The sequence below is a fragment of the Burkholderia sp. AU45274 genome, from assembly GCF_030482505.1.
Lineage (GTDB): Bacteria > Pseudomonadota > Gammaproteobacteria > Burkholderiales > Burkholderiaceae > Burkholderia.
Genome location: NZ_JAUJQE010000015.1, coordinates 106834 through 129514, shown reverse-complemented (window position 1 = coordinate 129514; position 22681 = coordinate 106834). Strand labels below are relative to the sequence as shown.

Sequence of the window (22681 nt, the reverse complement as noted above, 5' to 3'; positions counted from 1 at the left end):
CTTGGCAAGCTACATCCACTACTACAATCACGACCGCATCAAACTGAAACTAAAAGGGCTGAGTCCCGTGCAATACAGAACTCAGCCCTAGCCGTCATAACCCGTCCAACTTTACGGGGTCAGTTCAGGCGAGGTGGCGGGCTTTGCTTTTCGCGTTATCCCTGCGCGCGCTCTGCGAGGTTCTCGCGCTGCGACAGATCCTCGACGTTGACCATCCAGTGCACGCCGAAACGATCCTTCGCCATCCCGAAGCCGAGCGCCCAGAACGTCTTGCCGAACGGCATCGTCACTTCGCCGCCGTCGGCGAGCGCATTGAACAGCTTCTGGCCTTCCTCGACCGTCGCCGGGTTCAGCGACAGCGAATAGCCGGCGTGCACGCCGCCGCCGGGCTGGCTGCAGTCGCCGTCCGAGCACATGATCATCGACTCGCCGATCGTGAAGCTCGCGTGCATCACCTTGTCGGCCATCTCCGGCGTCATCGGATAGTCGGGATTCGGCGGCGCGTCCTTGAAGTGCATCTTGAACATCGTCTTCGCCCCGAGTGCCTTTTCGTAGAACTGAAGGGCTTCGTCGGCGCGACCGTAGAACGTCAGGTACGGTTGGACTTGCATCGTTGTCTCCTGTATTGAGGGGGCCGGCCTACGCTTCTGCGCGGGTTCGGCGTCGTACAAGACTGACTGGGAAAGGGGGCCTCGGGAGGCGGCCGACGCACCCGTGACGTGGATTGTAGTGCGCGTGCTTGACGATGGAATGAAAAATAAAAACGGCCGCGAACATGACGTTCGCGGCCGTGTGCGGCGTGCGTGCTGACGGCTGTTGCCAGTGTTGCTGACAGCCGCTGACGCTTGTCGCGGCTCAGTGGCTCAGTGGCTCAGTGGCTCAGCGCAGCGAGTCGATCAGCTTCTCGAGCTTCACCGCATCGGCGGCGAATACGCGGATGCCTTCGGCGAGCTTTTCGGTCGCCATCGCGTCGTCGTTCAGCTGGAAGCGGAACGCGGCCTCGTCGATCGCGACACGCTCGGACGGCTTGTCCTGCAGCGCTTCCGGCGACAGCTTGCGCGCGACCGTCTCGTTGCTGTCCTGCAGCTTCTGCAGCAAATCGGGACTGATCGTCAGCAGGTCGCAGCCGGCCAGTTCGATGATCTGGCTGGTCGTGCGGAAGCTCGCGCCCATCACTTCGGTCGTGTAGCCGAACGTCTTGTAGTACGTGTAGATGCGGCGCACCGACTGCACGCCCGGATCGTTCGCGCCGCCGTCCTTCTCTTCATTCCACTCGGCGCCGGCCTGCTTCTTGTACCAGTCGTAGATGCGGCCGACGAACGGCGAGATCAGCTGCGCACCGGCTTCCGCGCATGCAGCGGCCTGCACGAGCGAGAAAAGCAGGGTCATGTTGCACTTGATCCCTTCCTTCTGCAGCACCTCGGCCGCGCGGATGCCTTCCCACGTCGACGCGAGCTTGATCAGGATGCGTTCGCGGCCGATGCCGGCTGCTTCGTACAGCTTGATGAGCTCGCGGCCCTTGTCGATCGAGCGCTGCGTGTCGAACGACAAACGTGCGTCGACCTCGGTCGACACGCGGCCCGGGATCAGCTTCAGGATCTCGGTGCCGAATGCGATCAGCAGGCGGTCGATGATGAAATCGGTGCTTTCGTTGCGATGATCGCGGACGGTTTTCTCGAGGATCGGCTTGTACGCATCCTTCTGGACGGCCTTCAGGATCAGCGACGGGTTCGTGGTCGCGTCCTGCGGCTGGTATTGCGCAAGCTGCTGGAAATCGCCCGTGTCGGCGACGACGGTCGTGTACTGCTTCAGCTGGTCGAGTGCGGTAGTCATGGCGATTCGGAAGAAGGGCGCAAGGCGCCGGGTTCTCACGGGCCGCGCGAACGCGGCGGCGAAGCGAGGCGGCGCCGGGCACCGCCTCCGATCCGCTATTCTAGGCCCGATTCGTGTCGGGCACGTTCTGGCGTGTCCGATGGCCGCGGCGGCGGGCGCCGTGCAGCGTCACGCGGGGCGGCGCGCGTTCAGGATCACCTGCGTGACGACGCCCGCGACGAGCCCCCAGAATGCCGAGCCGATCGACAGCAGCGTGAGGCCCGACGCGGTGACCATGAACGTGACGAGCGCGGCTTCGCGCTGCTTCACGTCCTGCATCGCGTTCGCGAGGCCGCTCATGATCGAGCCGAACAGCGCGAGCGCGGCGACCGACACGACGAGCGCCTTCGGCAGCGCCGCGAACAGCGCGGCGATCGTCGCGCCGAAGATTCCCGCGACCAGGTAGAACGTGCCGCACCACACGGCGGCCGTGTAGCGTTTCGCGTGATCCTCGTGCGCTTCCGGGCCGGTGCAGATCGCGGCCGTGATCGCCGCGAGGTTGACGCCGTGCGAGCCGAACGGCGCGAGCAGCAGCGACGCGAGGCCGGTGGTCGCGATCAGCGGCGACGACGGGGTCTGATAGCCGTCCGCGCGCAGCACCGCGATGCCCGGCACGTTCTGCGACGCCATCGCGACGACGAACAGCGGGATGCCGATGCTGACGATCGACGCGATCGAGAACGCGGGCATCGTGAACACGGGCTTCGCGAACGCGATGTGAAAGCCGCTGAAGTCGAGCAGGCCGAGACCACCGGCGACTGCCGTGCCGACGATCAGCGTCGTGACGATCGCATAGCGCGGCGCGAGCCGCTTGATGATCAGGTAGGTGAAGAACATCGCGAGCACGAGCGCCGTCTGGAACTGCGCGGCACGGAAGATCTCGATGCCGATCTCGAACAGGATGCCCGCGAGCAGCGCGGCTGCGATGCCGGCCGGAATCTTGCGCATCAGCGTGTCGAACAGCCCGCTCACGCCGACGGCCGTCAGCAGCACCGCGCAGACGACGAATGCGCCGATCGCCTCGGGGTAGGGCACGCCGGGCAGCGACGCGATCAGCAGCGCGGCGCCGGGCGTCGACCACGCGACGACGACGGGCGCACGAAAGCGCAGCGACAGGCCGATCGTCGTCAACGCCATGCCGATCGACAGCGCCCAGATCCACGACGAGATCTGCGCATCGGTGAGGTGGGCGGCGCGGCCGGCCTGAAACATCAGCACGAGCGAGCTCGTATAGCCCGTCATCATCGCGACGAAGCCGGCGACGAGGGCCGAGACGGACGTATCGGCGAAAAAGCGGCGGCCGCCGGCGCGGCTGGCGCTCGCGGTGGGCGAGGGGTTCATGCTATCTCCGGGGGGAGGCCGCTCGGACGCGGCCTTCGTGCTTGGTGGGTGTCGTTACTTGCTGAGTGCGCGCATCGCGGTTTCGAGGCCCGCGAGCGTGAGCGGATACATGCGATGGCCGAGCAGGTCGCGGATCACCGCGACCGACTGCCGGTATTCCCATAGCCGTTCGGGCTCGGGGTTCAGCCATGCATGATGGGGGAACTGGTCGGCGAGGCGGCGCAGCCATACGGCGCCGGCTTCCGGGTTGTTGTACTCGACCGAGCCGCCGGGCTGCAGCACTTCGTACGGGCTCATCGTTGCATCGCCGACGAAGATCAGCTTGTAGTCGGGCGTGAACTTGTGCAGCACGTCCCACGTCGCGGTGCGTTCCGAGTGGCGGCGGCGGTTGTTCTTCCACAGGTGGTCGTACACGCAGTTGTGGAAGTAGAAGAACTCCAGGTGCTTGAATTCGGCCTTCGCGGCGGAGAACAGCTCTTCGGTGCGCTTGATGTGATCATCCATCGAGCCGCCGACGTCGAGCAGCATCAGCACCTTCACGTTGTTGTGGCGCTCGGGCACCATCCGCAGGTCGAGCCAGCCCGCGTTCGCGGCGGTGCTGCGGATCGTGCCGGGCAGGTCGAGCTCCTCGGCGGCGCCTTCGCGCGCGAAGCGGCGCAGCCGCCGCAGCGCGACCTTGATGTTGCGCGTGCCGATCTCGACGGAATCGTCGTAGTCGCGATACGCGCGCGCCTCCCACACCTTCACCGCGGTGCGGTTGCCGTTCGACGGGCCGCCGATGCGCACGCCTTCCGGGTTGTAGCCACCGTGCCCGAACGGCGACGTGCCGCCGGTGCCGATCCACTTGTTGCCGCCCTCGTGGCGTTCCTTCTGCTCGTCGAGCAGTGCCTTCAGGCGCTCCATCAGCTTGTCGAGCCCGCCCATCGCCTCGATCTGCGCCTTCTCCTCCGGCGACAGCTCGCGCTCGAGGCGCTTTTCGAGCCAGTCGAGCGGAATGTCGAATGCTTCGGACGGCAGGGCCGACACGCCGTGGAAGTACGCGCCGAACGCCTGGTCGAACTTGTCGAAGTACTGCTCGTCCTTGACGAGCGTCATCCGCGCGAGGAAGTAGAACGCGTCGATCGACGGCGAGATCAGCCCGGCCTTCAGCGATTCGAGCAGCGTCAGGTATTCCTTCACCGAGACGGGCAGCTTGGCTGCGCGCAGCGCGTAGAAGAAATTGAGCAGCATGGCCGGGCCTTCGCGGGTGAGAGAGGATTACCGGTTGTGCCGGTTCATGTAGACGAGCCGTTCGAGCAGGCTCAGGTCCTGCTCGTTCTTCAGCAGCGCGCCCGCGAGCGGCGGCACGATCTGCTTCGCATCCACGCCGCGCAACTGGTCGGCCGGGATGTTCTCGGCGAGCAGCAGCTTCAGCCAGTCGAGCAGCTCGGACGTCGACGGCTTCTTCTTCAGGCCCGACACGCCGCGCAATTCGAAGAAACTCTCGAGCGCCGCGCGCAGCAGCTCCTCGCGGATGTCCGGGAAATGGACCGCGACGATCTTCTGCATCGTCGCCGGGTCGGGAAACTGGATGTAGTGGAAGAAGCAGCGGCGCAGGAACGCGTCGGGCAGCTCCTTCTCGTTGTTCGACGTGATGATGACGAGCGGGCGGTGCTTCGCGCGGACCGTTTCCCGTGTTTCGTACACATGGAACTCCATCCGGTCGAGCTCGCGCAGCAGGTCGTTCGGGAATTCGATGTCGGCCTTGTCGATCTCGTCGATCAGCAGCACGCTCGGATGCTCGGCATCGAACGCCTGCCACAGCACGCCCTTGACGATGTAGTTCGAGATGTCCTTCACGCGCGCGTCGCCGAGCTGCGAATCGCGCAGCCGCGATACGGCGTCGTATTCGTACAGGCCCTGCTGCGCCTTCGTGGTCGACTTGATGTGCCACTGCAGCAGCGGCATGTCGAGCGCGGCGGCCACTTCCTCGGCGAGCATGGTCTTGCCGGTGCCGGGCTCGCCCTTGATCAGCAGCGGGCGTTGCAGCGTCAGCGCGGCATTGACCGCGAGCTTCAGATCGTCGGTGGCGACGTAGTGCGAGGACCCTTCGAAACGCATGGCGGCGCTCTTCTCAATCGGGGAAAAAAACCCAGTATAAGTCAGAAGGGCTGTCCGGTTGGGCCACGCCCGCGTATCGTTGCGGGGCTGTGGCGGGGCGAACCGGGGTGCCTTGTGGACGCGTTCCCCGCCGACGCGGTACAATCTGGCCGTTTTTTTTGGCCTGCGTGGCGACCTGATAAGCATAACGGCGCGGGCCGTTGCCGCTTCGGCGCCAGTTTCCCCTCAAGCTAGGTTACAAGAGCTATGAACAAATTCGTCGGCAAACACGTCGTTGTCGCAGCGCTCGTGGCGCTCGCGGGCAGCGCGCAGGCGGCCGGTGTGGTCGGCAACCCGAAGGACGGGGCGAGCAAGGCCGCCATGTGCATCGGTTGCCACGGCATCCAGGACTACCGCGCGGCGTACCCGGAGGTCTACCGGGTGCCTGTCCTCGGCGGCCAGAACCAGCAATACCTCGAGAACGCGCTGAAGGCCTATCGCAAGAAGGATCGTCACTTCCCGTCGATGAATGCGATCGCCGGTTCGCTGACGGATCAGGACATCGCGGATCTGGCGGCGTACTACGCCGTCCAGAAGGCCGACACGAAGGACAATCCCTACAAGTAAAGCGCGCGCCGCCGATCTGACCGGCGGGACAGGAGCATTCATGAACAACGCATTCAAGACGGCGGCGGTTGCACTGGCGGCCGGCCTCGCGATCGGTACCGCGCACGCGGCGGACACCACGAAGGGCAAGGAACTGGTCGAATCGCACAACTGCGCCGCCTGCCACGGCGCGCAGATGAACAAGCCGATCAACGCCGAATATCCGCGCCTCGCCGGCCAGCACGCCGACTACCTCGTGTGGGCGATGCGCCAGTACCAGATGGGCCTCACGAATCCGCTGCTCGGTCGCAACAACGCGATCATGCAGGCGCAGGTGCAGAGCCTGTCGGTCAGCGACATGAAGGACATCGCGGCCTACATCGAGTCGCTGAAAGAAACCGATCTCGTGTTCAAGAAGTAAGCGCGACGGGCCCGACGGGCTCGCGCAGCAAAAATACCCCGCCTCGGCGGGGTATTTTTTTGTCCGCGCGCCGCGCCCGTGGGCCGGCGCCGCGGCGCTCAGTCGCGCGAGGCGCGACGCAGGATGCGCTGCAGGTACGCGTCGGTATCGGGCGGCGTGCTGGTGCGCTGGGCTTCCCAGATCGTCTCGCCGAGGCATTCCATGATCACGTGCTGCGCGTCGTGGGTCGAGTCGAGCTTGGCCGCGAGCTTGTCGTGTGCAGCGCGGATGCCGGGCGGCTGGTCGATCGACAGCTGCTCGCTGATCGCGAGATGCATCGACAGGTGCAGGAACGGGTTCGTGCGGCCTTCCTCGGGCGTGTACTCGCGCGCGTTCGCGCCATCGGCATCGGCGAGTTCGTCGTGGTATTCGGGATGCTCGACGATCCAGTCGGCTGCCATCGCTTCCAGCGGCGTCAGGATCTCGCCGGCGCGCTGCTTGCGCCAGGTCTCGGTGAAAAAGCGACGCACTTCGTCGCGGCTTGGATTGAACATGGTGGGGAAACGTCGTGATTCGGACGGCGTGGTGCCGCGTCGCGCATTGTACGCCGGGTCGGCGGACGGCGCTGGCGGCGGGCGGGAGCGGGTTGTGCGGCGGCCCGCCGGGCGAGCAGGTGCGTAGCCGCGCGGCGCCGGCGGGTTGCCGGCACCCTGAGCCGGCGCCGGGGAACGGGTAAGCGCGGGCTAGGCTCGCCGCCGCCGCGCCGTTACACTCCGACGATTTCCGGCGCCACGCCGATCGTCCTCGTTCCATCATGACCGCTACCGCCCGCCCGTCGTCCGCCGCCCTGCAGGGCACGCTCTACGTCGCGCTGTCCGCCGCCGCATTCGGCGCGATGGCGATCTTCGGCCGCTACGCGTATGCGGCCGGCGTCGACGTGCTCGGGCTGCTGATCGTGCGCTTCGCGATCGGCGGCGCGGTGCTCGCCGCGATCGCACGGCATCGCCGTGTCGCGTGGCCGCGCGGGCGCGCGCTCGCGCCGCTCGTGGCGATGGGCGCGCTCGGCTATGTCGGGCAGTCGTTCTGCTATTTCAGCGCGCTGCAGCACGCACAGGCGAGCCTCGTCGCGCTGCTGCTGTACCTGTATCCGGCGTTCGTCACGCTGCTGGCCGCGTGGTGGCTCGGCGAGCGCCTCACGCGCGCGAAGGCCGTCGCGCTCGTGCTGTGCGTCGCGGGTTCGGCGCTGATGGTCGGCGGCGGGCATGGCGAGCCGCTCGGGATCGCGCTCGCGCTGGCCGCCGCGGTGATCTATTCGCTGTACATCGTCGGCGGCACGAAGGCGACGCGCGGCGTCGATCCGCTCGCGACCACCGCGATCATCTGCCTGTCGGCCACCGCGACGCTCGTGGCGATCGCCGTCGTGCGGACCGCCGCGTTCGGCGCGCCGCCGCGCTGGCCCGCGACGGCCGGCGGCTGGGCGTCGATGCTCGCGATCGCGCTCGTGTCGACGGTGGCGGCGATGCTCGCGTTCTTTGCCGGGCTCGAACGGCTCGGGGCCGCGCGCACGTCGATGCTGTCGACGCTCGAACCGGTCGTGACGGTCGCGCTTGCGGCGCTGCTGTTCGGCGAAGCGCTGTCGCCGCTGCAGTGGGCGGGTGGCGTCGCGATTCTGGCTGCCGTGCTGGCGCTGGTGCGCGCGGGCGGTGCGGCGGCAGACGACGCGACGGCGACGTCCAACGCGTAAGTCGGGAAGGGGGGAGGGGGGAAGCGGGGCGGCAGCGCGGGTGGCGACGCGCTATCGTGGTGGCGGCTGCGGTATGCCGGCCGGCCAACGGCCGACGTGGCGTGCATCGTGCGCCTGGCTGTCTGGCGCCGGGCGGCCTGCGGCATGTCAATCTCGGTGGCGTATCACTCGTTCGGCGGCGGCGTCTTCGGCCGGAATTCGCACAGCGGCTCGATCGCGCAATGCCAGCACTCGGGCTTGCGGGCCTTGCACACGTAGCGCCCGTGCAGGATCAGCCAGTGATGCGCGTCCTGCAGGAATTCCTTCGGCGTGAACTTCTCGAGCGCGGCCTCGACGGCGCGCACGTCCTTGCCCGGCGCGAGGCCGGTGCGGTTCGCGACGCGGAAGATATGCGTGTCGACCGCGATCGTCGGCTGGCCGAACGCGGTGTTCAGCACGACGTTCGCGGTCTTGCGGCCGACGCCCGGCAGCCCTTCGAGCGCTTCGCGATCGGCCGGCACCTCGCCGTCGTAGCGGTCCAGCAGGATCCGGCACGTCGCGACCACGTTCTTCGCCTTGGTCCGGTACAGGCCGATCGTCTTGATGTACTCGGTGACGCCTTCTTCGCCGAGTGCGACGATTTGTCGCGGGGTGTTCGCGACCGGAAACATCTTCCGCATCGCCTTGTTGACCGATACGTCGGTCGCCTGCGCGGACAGCATCACGGCGATCAGCAGCTCGAACGGCGTCGAGTATTCGAGCTCGGTGGTCGGATGCGGATTGAGGTCCTGCAGCGTTTCGTAGATCGCGCGTCGTTTGCTGGCGTTCATGGAGCGTTCGGGTCGGGCGGTGCGGACGGGCCATCCGGGCCGTCGTTGCCTGCGTCGTTCTTTTCGTCGTTGCCGCTCGCGGCGGCCGCCTCGGCGTCGCGTTGGGCCTGCTGTTCGGCGAGCCGCTTGCGGCGCGCCTCGGCCGCGTCGATCTGCGCCTGGACGGCCGCGCTCACGCCTTCGGTGTTCTTCGGCCCGGTGCCTTGCCCGGACAGCTCTTCCTTCTTCTTGCGCGCGCGTTCGAGCGCGGCGGCGATGATCGCGCGCTTCTTCGCTTCGGCGTCGTCCGCGGGGGCGGCGGCCGGCGCGGCGGACGGCGTTTCCGCTTGTCCCGCAGCCGGTTTTGCGGCACTCGCCGCGCGGCGTGCGGCCGCGCGCGCTTCGGCGGCCTCGCGTTCGCGGCGCTGGCGCGCGAGCCGCAGGTCGTGGTGCTCGCGTGCGGCGTCGGCCTGCTCCTGCGACCACGCGTCCCAGCCGGTGCGTTCGCCGGTCACCGGCAGCATCGCGATACAGTCGACCGGGCAGGGCGGCACGCACAGATCGCAACCGGTGCACTGCGACTCGATGATCGTGTGCATCTGCTTCGGCGCGCCGACGATCGCGTCGACCGGGCACGCCTGCATGCACAGCGTGCAGCCGATGCACAGGCTTTCGTCGATGAAGGCGACCGCGCGAGGATGCTCGGTGCCGTTGACGGGGTTCAGCGGAATCACCGGTTTGCCGAGCAGGCTCGACAGGCGCGCGATGCCCTCGGCGCCGCCGGGCGGGCACTGGTTGTAGTTCGCCTCGCCGGCGGCGATCGCCTCGGCGTACGGACGGCAGCCGTTATAGCCGCACTTCGTGCATTGCGTCTGGGGAAGCAGATCTTCGATGCGATCTGCGAGTGTTTTGGAATCGGTCACGGTGACAACGGGCGCAGCGGCGCCGAATGGCTCTCGGCCGCGTCGGGCGCGGCCGGAAAGGTTTGCCAAAGCTCGATTATCGCCGATTTCCCGCATTGCGCTGGACGCCGTCTGTGCGCATAATCGAACCGCTTTTTTGCAGGGGCTCAGCAGGAGGGCGGCCGCCCGCGGCGCGCCCGTTCCAGGGCGGCCGGCGCCAAGGCGGTGGGGGTGCCGGTCCGGATCAAGCGGCTCACATAGCAAAACGCCACCATGAATCAGCCAAAAATCAAAAGAGATCCTGAAGGTACGCGCCGCCGCATCCTGATGGCGGCAGCCGAAGAGTTCGCGAGTGGAGGGCTGTTCGGCGCGCGCGTCGACCAGATCGCGCGCAGGGCCGAAACCAACGAGCGCATGCTCTACTACTATTTCGGCAGCAAGGAACAGCTGTTCACGGCGGTGCTCGAACACGCGTTCTCCGCGCTGACCGAGGCCGAGCGCGAGCTCGATCTCGACGGCGTCGCGCCGGTCGAAGCCGTCACGCGGCTCGCGCATTTCGTTTGGGACTACTACCGCGACCATCCGGAACTGCTCAGGCTCATCAACAACGAGAACCTGCACGAAGCGCGCTACCTGCACAAGTCGACGCGGATCCGCGAGATGATGTCGCCGATCGTCGCGAAGCTCGGCAACGTGCTGACGCGCGGCCAGAAGGCCGGGCTGTTCCGCACCGACGTCGATCCGCTGCGCTTCTACGTGACGCTGTCGGGGCTCGGCTACTACATCGTGTCGAACCGCTTCACGCTCGCCGCGACGCTCGGCCGCGACTTCACCGACGCCGACGAGCGCGCGGAGATGGTCAGGATGAACACCGAAGTGCTGCTCGCCTATCTGCTGCGGCGCTGAAGTGGCCGCCCGATGTAAAAACGCCGCCGTGCGCAGGCAACGGCGGCGTTTTTTCGTCGGGACGCGATGCGTCAGGCGGCCTTGCGCGTGCGCACGGCTTTTGCGCGCGGGCTGACGGCGGCGGCGCGTTTCGCGGCCGGTGCGGCCTTGGCGGGGGCGGCGGCCTTCGCCGGCGCCTTCGCGCGCGTGCGCTTCGCCGTGGTGGCGCGCGTCGTTTCGGCCGGTGCGTCGGCGGCCGGCACGGCGGCGAGCGTCTTGGCGGCCGGCGTTTCCGGGACATCCTTCGTCGCACCGTGCTTCGGCTCCGGTGCATGCTCGCGGATGAAATCGCGCAGCTGCGGATAGATGATCGTGCGCCAGCGACGGCCCGAGAAAATCCCGTAGTGACCGCACTTCTCGGCGGTCAGGCTGCGGCGCTGGTCCTGCGGGATGCCCGTGCACAGCTCGTGCGCGACGTGCGTCTGGCCGCTGCCCGAGATGTCGTCGAGTTCGCCCTCGATCGTCATCAGCGCGGTGTGCCGGATGTCCTGCGGACGCACGCGCTCGCCTTCGACATCCCACGTGCCTTCGGCCAGGCGGAATTCCTGGAACACGACGCGGATCGTCTCGAGGTAATACTCGGCGGCCATGTCGAGCACCGCGTTGTATTCGTCATAGAAGCGGCGGTGCGCTTCGGCGTCGTCCTCGTCGCCGCGCAGCAGGCTCTGGTAGAAATCCCAGTGCGATTGCGCGTGCCGCTCCGGGTTCATTGCGACGAAGCCCGTGTGCTGCAGGAAGCCCGGATACACCTGGCGGCCTTCGCCCGGATAGTTCGCCGGCACCGTGTGGATCACGTTGTTCTCGAACCATGCGGTCGAGTGCTGCGTGGCGAGCGAATTCACCGACGTCGGGCTGCGGCGCGCATCGATCGGGCCGCCCATCATCGTCATCGTGAGCGGCGTGTCCTCGCCGCGGCTCGCCATCAGCGAGATCGCCGCGAGCACCGGCACCGTCGGCTGGCACACCGAGATCACGTGCAGGTTGCGCGCGCCGATATGACGGATGAACTCCTGGATGTACGCGATGTAGTCGTGCAGGTGGAACGGGCCGGTCTCGATCGGCACCATCCGTGCGTCGATCCAGTCGGTGATGTAGACCTTGTGATCCTGCAGCAGCGTGCGCACGGTGTCGCGCAGCAGTGTCGAGTGGTGGCCCGACAGCGGCGCGCAGACCAGCACGACCGGTTCGTCCTTCAGTTGCGTGACGGCGTCGGCGTCGTCCGAATAGCGCTTGAAGCGCAGCAGCCGGCAGAACGGCTTCTCGACGATCGTCTGCTCGACGATCGGGATGTTGTGGCCGTCCTTGACGATCTGATGAATGTTGAATTCGGGCTTCTCGTAATCCTTGCCGAGCCGGTACATCAACTCGTACGCGGCGGCCATCCGCGTCGCGCCCGGCATCAGCGAGAACGGGCTGGACGGATTGGCGAACGATTTGGACGCGGCCTGGGCCCAGGCCGTCAGCGGGCTCAGCATGGCGCGCTGGAATTCGTGCAGTTGGTAAAGCATGCAGACTACTCCCGCGTGGGGGACGGAGCGCAAGGGCGGCGTGGGGCGTCGCGGCGTGCCGTGTGGGTCAGCGACCGGCCATGTTGCATTGCAGCCGGACAATCGCGTCGATCATATCGGACAACGATGGGTGGTGCAATGCAACATTTCCCCGATTTTTCATCAAAGTTTTGCGATTTGACGTTATCTGACCAAGCCGCTCGCGCGCCCGTTCAACGCCCCGTCGCGACGGCCGGCGCGGGCTGGCCGGCTGCGCGCGCCATTGCGTCCTCGTGGTGCATCAGGTTCATCGCGGTATGCACGAGCGCCACGTGCGAGAACGCCTGCGGGAAGTTGCCGACGAGCCGCCCGGCCACCGGGTCGTACTCCTCCGCGAGCAGCCCGAGGTCGTTCGACAGCGCAAGCAGCCGGCTGAACAGGCGGTGCGCGTCGTCGATCCGGCCCAGCAGCGCATAGTTGTCGACCAGCCAGAAGCTGCATGCGAGAAACGTGCCTTCGCCGGGCGGCAGGCCGTCGTCGTACTCGGTCGTGCGGTAGCGCATCACGAGGCCGTCGTGCAGCAATTCCCGCTCGATCGCCTCGACCGTGCCGACGATGCGCGGATCTTCCGGCGGCAGGAAGCCGAGCAGCGGCATCAGCAGCACGCTGGCGTCGAGCTCGTCGCTGCCGTAGCTCTGCGCAAACGCCCGTTTGCTTTCGTGCCACGCGTTGGCGCACACGTCGGCATGGATCTGGTCGCGCAGCGCACGCCAGCGGTCGAGCGAGCCGGGCAGCCGGAACATCTCCGCCGACTTGATCGCGCGGTCGAACGCGACCCACGCCATCACCTTCGAGAACGTGAAATGGCGGCGGCCGCCGCGCGTTTCCCAGATGCCTTCGTCGGGCTCCTGCCAGATCTTCTCGAGATGGTCGAGCAGCGCGCACTGCACGGACCAGACCGTGTCGTCGGCCTGCAGGCCGCCCACCCGGGCGAGGTGCAGCGCGGCCATCACCTCGCCGAACACGTCGAGCTGGAGCTGGTTCGCGGCGCCGTTGCCGATGCGCACCGGCTTCGAGTCCTGGTAGCCGGGCAACCAGTCGAGCTCCATTTCCGGCAGCCGGCGTTCGCCGGCGATCCCGTACATGATCTGGATCTGCTCTGGCGAGCCGGCCATCACGCGGCCGAGCCACGTGCGCCATGCGCGCGCCTCGTCGTAGTAGCCGCCGCGCATCAGCGCGAGCAGCGTGATCGTCGCGTCGCGCAGCCAGCAGTAGCGGTAGTCCCAGTTGCGGTTGCCGCCGATCTTCTCGGGCAGCGACGTGGTCGGCGCCGCGACGATGCCGCCGGTCGGCTCGTACGCGAGCGCCTTCAGCGTGATCAGCGAGCGGCGCACGGCGGCCGCGTAGCGGCCCTGTACCTGGCAGCGGCCCGACCATTCGAGCCAGTAGTTCTCGGTGCGCGCGAGCATCGACAGCGGATCGCGCGCGGGCGGCAGCCGCAGGTGCGACGCCGCATAGCTGAGCGAGAACGGCACGCGCTCGTCGGCGCTCACCGTGAATTCCGCGAGCGTGTGGAGATTCTTGCCGGTGAGCGGCACCGGCGTGCGCAGCACGACGGTGTCGGGGCCCGCGATCGCCTTCATGCCGTCCTCGCGGGTCAGTTGCGTGACCCACGGGATCGAGAAGCCGTAGTCGAAGCGCAACACGAGCTCCATGCGCATCTTCATCGTGCCGTGGCGGCCGACGACGATCCGCACCAGTTCGGACCAGCCGTTGCCGGGCGGCATGAAGTCGACCACGGTGACGGCGCCGTCGGCGCTTTCGTAGTCGGTTTCGAGAATCAGCGTGTCGCCGCGATAGCGGCGCGTCGTGTGCGTGATCGCGGCGTCGGCGGCCGGCGCGAGCAGCCAGCGGCCGTGCTCGGGGGTGCCGAGAAGCGCCGCGAAGCAGGCGCCCGAATCGAAGCGGGGCCAGCACAGCCAGTCGACGGAGCCGTCTTTAGCGATCAGCGCGGCAGTGTGGCCGTCGCCGACGAGGGCGTAGTCTTCGATCAGGGCAGGCATGGGCAGGCGATCCTTGGGTATTCGAGTTCACAATGCGGACGGCGGCGGCCAAGGCTTCACGCGCCGGCACCGCGCCCCGTATACTCGGCCGGGCGGCGGAGCGCATGAACGGCCGGCGTTTCGTCCTATCTCAACACTTGAAGCGACTCGACGCAAGGAGGATTCAATGCCCAACCGTTTACGCGAGCGTGACGCACGCGCTTCGACACGAGGGTTCCCGCTTAGGCTCGCTCACTGGATGAAAGGTTTCGCGATCGTGCTCTCCCTTTCCGCGACCCACGCATTCGCGCAGCAATCGCCCGCCCCGGCCGACGGCGTCTACAACCTGCTCGTCGGCACCTATACGGGGGGCGGCAGCGACGGCATCTATGTTTACCGCTTCGATACGAAAACCGGCAGCGTCGCACCCGTGTCGTCGGCGAAGACCGTGAATCCGTCGTACCTGTTGCCGAGCCGCGACGGTCGCACCGTTTACGCGGTCAACGAACTACCCGGCGACGACGGGCCGGCGACCACGCGCGGCGGCATCAGCGCATTCCGCTTCGACGCGAAGACGGGCGCGCTGAGCTTCATCGACCGCGTGTCGTCGGAAGGGAACGATCCTTGCTATCTCGCGCTGTCGCCCGACGGCAAGTACCTCGTGACCGCCAACTACTCGGTCGCGAAGGATCCCGGCGGCAGCTTCGCGGTGTTTCCGCTGCGCGACGACGGCGCGGTCGGCCAGGCCGCGCTGACCGTGCACCATGAAGGCACGGGGCCCGTGAAGGGCCGCCAGGACGGCGCGCACGTGCATTCGACGGTGTTTTCGCCGGACGGCCGTTATCTGTTCGTACAGGATCTCGGCGCGGACAAGATCTACGGCTACCGCTACACGGTGGACGGCAGCCGCGGGCTGATCAGCCCGACGGACACGCGCTACACGCCGGTGAAGGCGGGCTCGGGCCCGCGCCACATGGTGTTCGGCGCCGACGGCCGGTATGCATACGTGACGAGCGAGCTCAACGCGTCGGTCGAGGTGTTCGGCTATCACGACGGCAAGCTGACGCCGGTCGAGACCGTGTCGATGACCGCGCCGGGCTTCAAGGGCAAGGTCGGCGGCGGTGCGATCCACCTGTCGCCGGACGGCCGCTTCCTGTACGTGAGCAACCGCGGCGACGCGAACGACCTGGTGATCTACGCGGTGAACCAGGCCGACGGCCGGCTGAAGCACGTCGGCCGCCAGTCGAGCCTCGGCAAGACGCCGCGCGAGTTCCTGATCGATCCGACCGGCAAGTGGCTGATCGTCGGCAACCAGGACAGCGATACGTTCTACGTGTTCAGCCGCAATGTCGAAACGGGGCAGCTCGGCCCGAATCCGCAGAAGGTGGCGGTCGGCAAGCCGGTCGACTTCAAGCTGGTGCCGGTGCTGTAAATGAAAAAGGGCGCTGCCGATGCAGCGCCCTTCGTGTGTCGGGGCGGCCGGTTTCCCGGCGCGCCCGTATCGGCTGACGGCGGCCGACCGGCCGCCGCGCTCAGTCGGCCGCGGCCGGCACGAGCACCTCGCGGCTGCCGTTGATGCCCATCGGCGACACGAGCCCGGCCGCCTCCATCTGCTCGACGAGGCGCGCGGCGCGGTTGTAGCCGATGCGCAACTGCCGCTGCACCGACGAGATCGACGCGCGCCGCGTGCGCACGACGAACGCGACGGCTTCGTCGTACAGCGGATCGGCTTCCGCGTCCGGCGCATCGCCGAACAGGTCCTGCGTCGCGCCGTCGGCCGTCGGGCCGTCGAGGATCCCTTCCTCGTACTGCGGCTCGCCGAACTGCTTCAGGTACTCGACGACCCGGTGCACTTCTTCGTCCGCGACGAACGCGCCGTGCACGCGCTGCGGATAACCGGTGCCCGGCGGCAGGAACAGCATGTCGCCCATCCCGAGCAGCGATTCGGCACCCATCTGGTCGAGAATCGTGCGCGAGTCGATCTTCGACGACACCTGGAACGCGACGCGCGTCGGGATGTTCGCCTTGATCAGCCCCGTGATCACGTCGACGGACGGACGCTGCGTCGCGAGGATCAGGTGGATGCCGGCCGCACGCGCCTTCTGCGCGAGGCGGGCGATCAGTTCCTCGATCTTCTTGCCGGCGACCATCATCAGGTCGGCCAGCTCGTCGATCACGACGACGATCAGCGGCAGCGTCGACAGCGGCTCCGGATCCTCGGGCGTCAGCGAGAACGGGTTGCCGATCTTCTTTTCCTTCGCTTCCGCGTCGCGGATCTTCTGGTTGAAGCCCGCGAGGTTGCGCACGCCGACGGCCGACATCAGCCGGTAGCGCTTTTCCATCTCGCCGACGCACCAGTTCAGTGCGTTCGCCGCGAGCTTCATGTCGGTGACGACCGGCGCGAGCAGGTGCGGGATCCCTTCGTAGACCGACAGCTCCAGCATCTTCGGGTCGATCATGATCAGTCGCACGTCCTCGGGTGTCGCCTTGTACAGCAGCGACAGGATCATCGCGTTGATCGCGACCGACTTGCCCGAGCCGGTCGTGCCCGCGACGAGCATGTGCGGCGCTTTCGCGAGATCGGTGACGACCGGGTGGCCGGTGATGTCCTTGCCCATCGCGATCGTCAACTGCGACGCCGAGTGCTGGTACGGGCGCGACTCGAGAATCTCCGACAGGCGGATCATCTGCCGCTTCGCGTTCGGCAGTTCGAGGCCCATGCAGGTCTTGCCGGGAATCGTCTCGACGACGCGGATCGACGTGAGGCCGAGGCCGCGCGACAGGTCCTTCATCAGCCCGACGATCTGGCTGCCGCGCACGCCGAGCGCGGGTTCGATCTCGAAGCGCGTGATCACGGGGCCGGCGGACGCGCCGACCACCGTCACCGGCACCTTGAATTCCTGCAGCCGCTGTTCGATCACCTGCGCGGTTTGCGCGAGGTGTTCTTCGGTGATCGTTTCGATGTCGCCGGACGCGGACGCAGGCTCGAGCAGGTCGAGCGTCGGCAGTTCGACGCTGAACGACGCGGGTGCGTGGAATTCGAATGCGTTCGGGCGCGGCTGGCGCGCGGGGGTGTCGGGGGCGGGCGAGCCGGCTGCGGCAGGTGCGGCCGGTTCGGTTGCCTGGGTGGTTGCTGCGGCCGGCGGGGCAGTGGGGGGCGCCTGTGCGGTCGTGACTGCCGTCGGTGCGGACAGGCTCGCGCCGGGGATCGTTGCTGCGGGTTGCGGCGGTGCCACGGGCGATGTAGCTAACGGTGCCGCGGAGACATTCGACACGGACCAGCTTGCCGGCGACGAGGTCGCGGCGGCCGGGGGGGCGAACGTCGTGGCTTCGACGGCTGCAGGCGCGGAAGCGATCGACGGAGCCAGCGCCGCAGTGGTTGCGCCGAAGGACGTCAGCGAGCCGGCTGGCGCGACGGGCGAGCTGGCGATCGGTTGCGCGGGGGGCGCCGCGGCGGTGGTAATCGGTGCGACTGCGCCGGAGGACGTTGCCGTCGTGGCGGCAGGGGCCGGCGGCATGGGCAGGCCTGCGACCGACTGCGATGCGATTGCGCCTGAGGGGGCAAAGGTGCCGAATGTCGTACCGGTCGACGAGGCTGATGGGGTGGCCGGATGTGTCGGGGCAGGCGCGGCGGATGGAGCCGCGACCGAGCCGGACACGACATTCACGGGCGTCGTGGTAGCGATCGCCGGCGCGCTCGAACCGGATGCCGAGGCCGTCGAGCTGGCCGTCGACGGCGTCGCGGCGGGCGCAACGGGCGATGCGGGCGACGCGGGTGTTGATGCGCGGGGGAACGAACCGTAAGTCGTGTCCGCAACGGTCGATGCCGACGCGGCTGGTTGCGAAAGCGAGGTCGACGCAGTGCCGGTCACGTCGATCGGAGATGCCGACGCGACGGGTGCAGTGTTCGATGCCGAAGCGGTCGGCTGCGAAAGCGAAGCCGACGTGGCTCCGGTCACGCTGATCGGGGATGCCGGCGCGACGGATGAGGTGTTCGATGTCGAAGGGGCGGGCTGCGAAAGCGAGGTCGACGCAGTGCCGGTTACGCCGATCGCAGATGCCGACGGAACGGCTGCAACGGTCGACGCAGCCGGTTGAGCCAGCGAACCGGATGCCGTGTCGGTCACACCATCCGACGAGGCAGTAACGGCGACAGGCGCAATGCCTGAGGCGGATGCAGGCGCTTGCGCGGTCGAACCGTACGCGGTGCCGACGAGCGGCGACGCAGTGCTTGCCGAAGCCTTTTGCGTGGCGGCAAACGGTTGAGCGGCAACCGGCGATTTCGGCAATTCCGCGGTGACAGGCGTATTCGTCGGGGCCGGTTGCGCCGTCGCAGGCGTCCACGTCCATGCTGTCGCCGGTGCCGCGGGTTCAATCGTGTCTGGCTTGGCGGCTCCCGATGCGGCCGGTACCTCCGCCGCCGCAAACGGCCTGGTTTCGACACTTGCGCGTGGCGTCGTTTCGGCGATCGGCGAAGAGGGGAGGGCCGTGAACGGCGTGCTGTTCCCGGCGGGTTGCACGTCGGCGTGTGCATTGGCGATGCCCGGCGGCACGCTGGCCGATACGGTGCGATCGATTGCAGGCGCCGGATGTGCCGTGTACTTGTCGTCGGTATCGATGGATGCCGGGTTGCTCGCGGCGAGGTCGTGAACCGCCTCGTTTCCGAGCTGCGCGGAACCGGCATGGGCTGGTTCCGATTCCGTCACATCGGTCGATGACTCGGCGACCGGGTTCCAGGCGGATGCGTCGAACGCGGACACCGGTTGGCTGGCGAGGTCCTCCCACGGCGCGAGGTCGATGGGCGCGTCGAACGTCGGCGCGGGCGAGATTCCCGATGCCGGTGCGATAGCGGCAGCGACATCGTCTGCGTGCCGGATCTCGTCATTGGCGTGATGCGGGAACGCGGCATCAGCGATGCCGGAATTCGACAACGCGTGCGGTGCGGTGGCGTCGACTGCCACGGCGCCCGCATCGGCAACCGGTGCATGGACAGCAGGCGCTGCCGGATTGAACGCGTCGAGCACGATCGGCGCGTTGTCGTCGTATGTCGGCGCCGGATCGTAGGCGAGCGGCGCACTGGCGTCATGCGCCGCGAGGCCGTGGGCCGCGGAGGTGATCCAGGTCGGCACGGCCGCTGCTGCTGGCGCTGCCACGCCGGCCGCCGTCGCGGCCACACCGGCCACGGTTGCCGCTGCCGCCGCCGCGTGCCCGGCATCGTCCTGCGCACCGCCCAGCGTCGCCCACTGCGCGGTGCTGGCTTCGATCGAGCGCAGCGTGTCGTGCACGCTCGGCGCCGGCGTGATCGGCGCGGCGGGCTTTTCCGTCCAGGCATAGAGGGGCGCTCGCGCCGGCGTTGGCTGCGCCGGGCGACGTCGTGCCGCATCCGGCGGCAGGCCGGCCGAACCGGCTGCTGCTGCGGCGGCGGGGCGTACCGGCGGGCGCTGCGGCTGTGCGGTGGCCGGCCGCGGCGTGACCGTGGTACGCGGCGGTGTCGGCTTCAACGCGGCAGTGGCTGGTCGCGCGCCAATCGGCCGCGGGCGGACAGGTTGGAATCCGGCAGGAAGCGGGGCTGGATCGGGGCGCGGGACTTGCGAGTTCGCTGCTGCGCGCGCGAGGCTGGCGGTGCTGCCGGTCGTCGGCGGGGGCATCGCGCTGGCCGGCGTGATCGGGGCGGGCGGTGTCGGCATGCTGCGCTGGGGCGCGGCCGGCTTCAACCAGCCCGACGGCGCAACAGGTTCCACGTGCGGGCGCGCAGGCGTGCTGCTGCGCGGCTTCGGCCGCGCCTGCGGGTCGGGTTTCCACAGCGTCGGGCGCGAATACCGGCCGTTCTGGCGGGGCGCCATCGAATTGACGGTATGCGCGGTGGTCGGCTGGACGATGTCGTCGTCGCGATGCAATGCGCTGCGCGGCAGGTCGGCGATGCCGCGCGCTTCGTCGTCACCGCCGTCGCGCGCCAGCTTGACGCCGAACGACGTATCGACCCACGCGGCGAACTGCCGCCAGCCGATGCCGGTCAGCCAGGGCAGCCCGGCGAAGAACAGCACGACCATCGCGACCGGCGTGCCGATCGGGCCGAGCACGTGGGCGAAGCCTGCCGAGAACGCATGGCCGAGCGCGTTCGTGTCGGGGCCCGACAGCGGGCTCGTCAGCGTGCAGCTCGCCACGAACACCGCGGCGAAGCCGAGCCACAGACGGATCGAGCCGCGGCCGGCAAGCCCGACACCGCCAGGCAGCATCGCCTGCACGAGACGCCAGAAGAGAAGGAGGAACCAGACGGCGGAGATGCCGAACCAGCCGAAGACAACCGTGTGCATGCTTTGAAACAGGAGTGGGGAGGGGCGCGCGTGGCGCGACCCGCCGAGTTTAACCGGCCGGCGAACAAGACTCTAACGCGGCGTGCATCCGATTCACGCCGCTCGACGCGTGTGGCTGGCACACGCGTGTGCCAGCCACGCGAAGGCGGTCGGTCGGCCTTCGCGCGCGCCGTGCATCAGGGGCTCCGGTGCGTGAAGGTCAACGTTGCGCCGGACGTGGTCACGATCTGCAATTGCTGCGGCTCGCGCATCTGCACACCGGTCTTGTCGACGTGGGCGAGTGCGTCGAGGTACGCGGTTTCGAGCTGGCCGCCGAGCGTATTCGGGCAGGCCATTCGCGTGCCGGCGAGCGGCCCGAAGCTCAACAGGCCGTTCTTGATCGCGTAGGTGCCCATGTAGCGGTTGCAGCCCGAAAACCCGCTGGCGCGCCGGATGCCCGAGTCGGTCGACAGCGCGAGCTTGATCGGCTCGCCGTTGTCGCCGTGCGGGATCGCGCGCTGCGTGCCGTCGGCATTCAGCCAGCTGGTGAGTTCCCAGCTCGTGTCGTCGAGCAGCTGGACGGCGGCCGGGTTGTACGGGTCGGGTGCGGGGGCGGCGGAATCGGGGTGGGTCGGCATCGCGCAGGCGGCGAGAAGCGTGGCAAGCGTCAACGCGCAGAGCGGCGCGCGCAACGGACGAAGCAGGCCGGTGCGTGCGCGTGCGGCGGCGGACAGGTGGGACATGAGCCTCGTTCCTCATCGGATTCTGATCAAGGCGTAAGAGTAACGCACCCGCCCCGCGGCAGGCGAGCCGACACTTCACGCGTGAAAACGTTCGCAGCCTGCTCGCGAGCGGCCCGCGGCCGGGCGCCGGCACGGCGAAACGCGCAAAACCGGCGCCGTGGCGCGTGTTAACATCGGAGCCGTTTTCGTCCTCCACCAGAAGCGGGTAATCACATGCAGATCGGTCAGCGGCTCGGTACGCCGCTCTCACCCTCGGCCACGCGCGTCATGCTGCTCGGCGCCGGCGAACTCGGCAAGGAAGTCATCATCGCGTTGCAGCGGCTCGGCGTCGAAGTCGTCGCGGTCGACCGCTATCCGGACGCACCGGGCCACCAGGTCGCGCATCGCGCGCACGTGATCGACATGACGGACGCCGCCGCGCTGCGCGCGCTCGTCGAAGCCGAACGCCCGCACCTGATCGTGCCGGAGATCGAGGCGATCGCGACCGACGCGCTCGCGGCGATCGAGGCGGCCGGCCTCGCCGAAGTGATCCCGACCGCGCGGGCGACGCAGCTCACGATGAATCGCGAAGGGATCCGCCGGCTCGCGGCCGAGGAGCTCGGCCTGCCGACCTCGCCGTATGCGTTCGCGGATTCGTTCGAGGCGTTCAGCGCGGCGATCGCGAAGATCGGCATGCCGTGCGTCGTCAAGCCCGTGATGTCGTCGTCGGGCAAGGGGCAGTCGGTCGTGAAGACCGAGGCCGACGTGAAGCCGGCGTGGGACTACGCGATGGCGGGCGGGCGTGTGAACCACGGCCGCGTGATCGTCGAGGGCTTCGTCGATTTCGACTACGAGATCACGCAGCTCACCGTGCGCGCGATCGATCCGGCGACGAACGCCACCCGCACCTATTTCTGCGAGCCGGTCGGTCACGTGCAGGTCGCGGGCGACTACGTCGAATCGTGGCAGCCGCAGCCGATGAGCGCGGTGGCGCTCGAGAAGTCGCGCGAGATCGCGCACAAGGTCACCGAGGCGCTCGGCGGGCGCGGGATGTTCGGCGTCGAGCTGTTCGTGCGCGGCGACGACGTGTGGTTCTCCGAGGTGAGCCCGCGGCCGCACGATACGGGCCTCGTCACGCTCGCGTCGCAGCGTCAGTCGGAATTCGAGCTGCACGCGCGTGCGATTCTGGGGCTGCCGGTCGATCCGGCGCTCGGTACGCCGGCCGCGTCGGCCGTGATCTACGGCGGGCTCGACGAGCGCGGGATCGCGTTCGAGGGCGTGCGCGACGCGCTTGCCGTGCCGGGCGCCGACTTGCGCCTGTTCGGCAAGCCGGAAAGTTTCGCGAAGCGGCGCATGGGCGTCGCGCTGGCGACCGGCGCGACCGTCGACGAAGCCCGCGAACGCGCGAAGCGTGCCGCCGCGGCCGTCCGGCCCGTGTCGGCCCGCTGACGTAATCAGGA

General features: G+C 68.1%; 20 protein-coding genes. 8 read left to right on the top strand and 12 right to left on the bottom strand.

Translation table 11 applies throughout. The features are described 5' to 3' along the window. Nucleotides 1–91: IS3 family transposase (locus QZM35_RS34365; protein ID WP_301777433.1), on the top strand; the 91-nt coding region annotated here is incomplete at its 5' end. 64 nt (nucleotides 92–155) lie between these two features. Here the strand turns inward: QZM35_RS34365 and QZM35_RS34360 are convergent. From QZM35_RS34360 to QZM35_RS34340, 5 genes are all read right to left on the bottom strand, one after another. Further along, nucleotides 156–611, bottom strand: coding sequence for a VOC family protein (locus QZM35_RS34360; protein ID WP_089426037.1), 456 nt, complete (start codon nucleotides 609–611; stop codon nucleotides 156–158). Between the two features lie 268 nt (nucleotides 612–879). Continuing rightward, on the bottom strand, nucleotides 880–1833 hold the full coding sequence (gene tal / locus QZM35_RS34355; RefSeq protein ID WP_089426036.1) for a transaldolase: 954 nt from the start codon (nucleotides 1831–1833) through the stop codon (nucleotides 880–882). Between the two features lie 168 nt (nucleotides 1834–2001). Continuing rightward, nucleotides 2002–3213, bottom strand: coding sequence for a benzoate/H(+) symporter BenE family transporter (locus tag QZM35_RS34350; protein ID WP_301777585.1), 1212 nt, complete (start codon nucleotides 3211–3213; stop codon nucleotides 2002–2004). A 54-nt stretch (nucleotides 3214–3267) separates the two neighbouring features. Further along, nucleotides 3268–4443 carry a VWA domain-containing protein gene (locus tag QZM35_RS34345; protein WP_034190734.1) on the bottom strand — a complete coding sequence of 392 codons (1176 nt, stop codon included), beginning with the start codon at nucleotides 4441–4443 and terminating at the stop codon, nucleotides 3268–3270. 27 nt (nucleotides 4444–4470) lie between these two features. Then, the gene (locus tag QZM35_RS34340) at nucleotides 4471–5313 is read right to left on the bottom strand and encodes a MoxR family ATPase (RefSeq protein WP_089426034.1); all 843 of its coding nucleotides are present in this window, start codon (nucleotides 5311–5313) and stop codon (nucleotides 4471–4473) included. A gap of 246 nt (nucleotides 5314–5559) precedes the next feature. Here QZM35_RS34340 and QZM35_RS34335 point away from each other — a divergent pair, with 246 nt between their 5' ends. Continuing rightward, on the top strand, nucleotides 5560–5919 hold the full coding sequence (locus QZM35_RS34335; RefSeq protein WP_011352793.1) for a c-type cytochrome: 360 nt from the start codon (nucleotides 5560–5562) through the stop codon (nucleotides 5917–5919). Between the two features lie 40 nt (nucleotides 5920–5959). Continuing rightward, entirely contained in the window at nucleotides 5960–6319 is a 360-nt protein-coding gene (locus tag QZM35_RS34330) for a cytochrome c (RefSeq protein WP_011352792.1), read from the top strand. Between the two features lie 98 nt (nucleotides 6320–6417). Here QZM35_RS34330 and QZM35_RS34325 read toward each other — a convergent pair whose 3' ends face one another. Continuing rightward, on the bottom strand, nucleotides 6418–6852 hold the full coding sequence (locus QZM35_RS34325) for a DUF1841 family protein (RefSeq protein ID WP_089426033.1): 435 nt from the start codon (nucleotides 6850–6852) through the stop codon (nucleotides 6418–6420). 260 nt (nucleotides 6853–7112) lie between these two features. Between QZM35_RS34325 and QZM35_RS34320 the strand changes: the two genes are divergently transcribed. Further along, complete coding sequence (locus tag QZM35_RS34320) at nucleotides 7113–8042, top strand: DMT family transporter (RefSeq protein WP_089440719.1); 930 nt, start codon at nucleotides 7113–7115, stop codon at nucleotides 8040–8042. Nucleotides 8043–8206: 164 nt separating this feature from the next. Here QZM35_RS34320 and nth read toward each other — a convergent pair whose 3' ends face one another. Together nth and rsxB are read right to left on the bottom strand one after the other, a co-directional pair. Next, the gene (gene nth / locus QZM35_RS34315; protein ID WP_089426031.1) at nucleotides 8207–8851 is read right to left on the bottom strand and encodes an endonuclease III; all 645 of its coding nucleotides are present in this window, start codon (nucleotides 8849–8851) and stop codon (nucleotides 8207–8209) included. Continuing rightward, nucleotides 8848–9849: an electron transport complex subunit RsxB gene (gene rsxB, locus QZM35_RS34310; protein ID WP_174976305.1), complete on the bottom strand. Its 1002-nt coding sequence runs from the start codon at nucleotides 9847–9849 to the stop codon at nucleotides 8848–8850. The genes nth and rsxB overlap by 4 nt, the downstream gene beginning before the upstream one ends. A gap of 156 nt (nucleotides 9850–10005) precedes the next feature. Here rsxB and QZM35_RS34305 point away from each other — a divergent pair, with 156 nt between their 5' ends. Then, nucleotides 10006–10638, top strand: coding sequence for a TetR family transcriptional regulator (locus QZM35_RS34305; protein ID WP_039370405.1), 633 nt, complete (start codon nucleotides 10006–10008; stop codon nucleotides 10636–10638). Between the two features lie 71 nt (nucleotides 10639–10709). On the opposite strand, the gene QZM35_RS34300 is transcribed toward QZM35_RS34305, so the two are convergent. Both QZM35_RS34300 and QZM35_RS34295 read right to left on the bottom strand, forming a co-directional pair. Continuing rightward, the gene (locus QZM35_RS34300; protein ID WP_089426029.1) at nucleotides 10710–12185 is read right to left on the bottom strand and encodes a polyhydroxyalkanoate depolymerase; all 1476 of its coding nucleotides are present in this window, start codon (nucleotides 12183–12185) and stop codon (nucleotides 10710–10712) included. A 212-nt stretch (nucleotides 12186–12397) separates the two neighbouring features. Further along, nucleotides 12398–14227: a glycoside hydrolase family 15 protein gene (locus tag QZM35_RS34295; RefSeq protein WP_089426027.1), complete on the bottom strand. Its 1830-nt coding sequence runs from the start codon at nucleotides 14225–14227 to the stop codon at nucleotides 12398–12400. A gap of 166 nt (nucleotides 14228–14393) precedes the next feature. Between QZM35_RS34295 and QZM35_RS34290 the strand changes: the two genes are divergently transcribed. Next, complete coding sequence (locus tag QZM35_RS34290) at nucleotides 14394–15638, top strand: lactonase family protein (protein ID WP_089473325.1); 1245 nt, start codon at nucleotides 14394–14396, stop codon at nucleotides 15636–15638. A 100-nt stretch (nucleotides 15639–15738) separates the two neighbouring features. Here the strand turns inward: QZM35_RS34290 and QZM35_RS34285 are convergent, their stop codons facing one another. Next, nucleotides 15739–19854 (bottom strand): DNA translocase FtsK, encoded by a 4116-nt coding sequence (locus QZM35_RS34285; RefSeq protein WP_301777586.1) that lies wholly within the window; start codon nucleotides 19852–19854, stop codon nucleotides 15739–15741. Between QZM35_RS34285 and QZM35_RS34280 the strand changes: the two genes are divergently transcribed. Next, nucleotides 19829–20527, top strand: coding sequence for a hypothetical protein (locus tag QZM35_RS34280; protein ID WP_301777587.1), 699 nt, complete (start codon nucleotides 19829–19831; stop codon nucleotides 20525–20527). The genes QZM35_RS34285 and QZM35_RS34280 overlap by 26 nt on opposite strands. A gap of 169 nt (nucleotides 20528–20696) precedes the next feature. On the opposite strand, the gene QZM35_RS34275 is transcribed toward QZM35_RS34280, so the two are convergent. Next, complete coding sequence (locus QZM35_RS34275; protein ID WP_089440712.1) at nucleotides 20697–21242, bottom strand: META domain-containing protein; 546 nt, start codon at nucleotides 21240–21242, stop codon at nucleotides 20697–20699. 213 nt (nucleotides 21243–21455) lie between these two features. Between QZM35_RS34275 and purT the strand changes: the two genes are divergently transcribed. Then, nucleotides 21456–22670 carry a formate-dependent phosphoribosylglycinamide formyltransferase gene (gene purT / locus QZM35_RS34270; RefSeq protein ID WP_089426023.1) on the top strand — a complete coding sequence of 405 codons (1215 nt, stop codon included), beginning with the start codon at nucleotides 21456–21458 and terminating at the stop codon, nucleotides 22668–22670. The last annotated feature ends 11 nt before the right edge of the window (nucleotides 22671–22681 follow it).

Bases quoted from the DNA above. Each gene is read 5' to 3' on its own strand.
- QZM35_RS34305 (WP_039370405.1), top strand. From the start codon at position 10,006: ATGAATCAGCCAAAAATCAAAAGAGATCCTGAAGGTACGCGCCGCCGC.
- QZM35_RS34290 (WP_089473325.1), top strand. From the start codon at position 14,394: ATGCCCAACCGTTTACGCGAGCGTGACGCACGCGCTTCGACACGAGGG.
- QZM35_RS34275 (WP_089440712.1), bottom strand. From the start codon at position 21,242: ATGTCCCACCTGTCCGCCGCCGCACGCGCACGCACCGGCCTGCTTCGT.
- QZM35_RS34340 (WP_089426034.1), bottom strand. From the start codon at position 5,313: ATGCGTTTCGAAGGGTCCTCGCACTACGTCGCCACCGACGATCTGAAG.
- QZM35_RS34345 (WP_034190734.1), bottom strand. From the start codon at position 4,443: ATGCTGCTCAATTTCTTCTACGCGCTGCGCGCAGCCAAGCTGCCCGTC.
- QZM35_RS34300 (WP_089426029.1), bottom strand. From the start codon at position 12,185: ATGCTTTACCAACTGCACGAATTCCAGCGCGCCATGCTGAGCCCGCTG.
- nth (WP_089426031.1), bottom strand. From the start codon at position 8,851: ATGAACGCCAGCAAACGACGCGCGATCTACGAAACGCTGCAGGACCTC.
- QZM35_RS34285 (WP_301777586.1), bottom strand. From the start codon at position 19,854: ATGCCCCCGCCGACGACCGGCAGCACCGCCAGCCTCGCGCGCGCAGCA.
- rsxB (WP_174976305.1), bottom strand. From the start codon at position 9,849: ATGCGGGAAATCGGCGATAATCGAGCTTTGGCAAACCTTTCCGGCCGC.
- QZM35_RS34320 (WP_089440719.1), top strand. From the start codon at position 7,113: ATGACCGCTACCGCCCGCCCGTCGTCCGCCGCCCTGCAGGGCACGCTC.
- QZM35_RS34350 (WP_301777585.1), bottom strand. From the start codon at position 3,213: ATGAACCCCTCGCCCACCGCGAGCGCCAGCCGCGCCGGCGGCCGCCGC.
- purT (WP_089426023.1), top strand. From the start codon at position 21,456: ATGCAGATCGGTCAGCGGCTCGGTACGCCGCTCTCACCCTCGGCCACG.
- QZM35_RS34360 (WP_089426037.1), bottom strand. From the start codon at position 611: ATGCAAGTCCAACCGTACCTGACGTTCTACGGTCGCGCCGACGAAGCC.
- QZM35_RS34295 (WP_089426027.1), bottom strand. From the start codon at position 14,227: ATGCCTGCCCTGATCGAAGACTACGCCCTCGTCGGCGACGGCCACACT.
- QZM35_RS34330 (WP_011352792.1), top strand. From the start codon at position 5,960: ATGAACAACGCATTCAAGACGGCGGCGGTTGCACTGGCGGCCGGCCTC.
- QZM35_RS34325 (WP_089426033.1), bottom strand. From the start codon at position 6,852: ATGTTCAATCCAAGCCGCGACGAAGTGCGTCGCTTTTTCACCGAGACC.
- QZM35_RS34335 (WP_011352793.1), top strand. From the start codon at position 5,560: ATGAACAAATTCGTCGGCAAACACGTCGTTGTCGCAGCGCTCGTGGCG.
- tal (WP_089426036.1), bottom strand. From the start codon at position 1,833: ATGACTACCGCACTCGACCAGCTGAAGCAGTACACGACCGTCGTCGCC.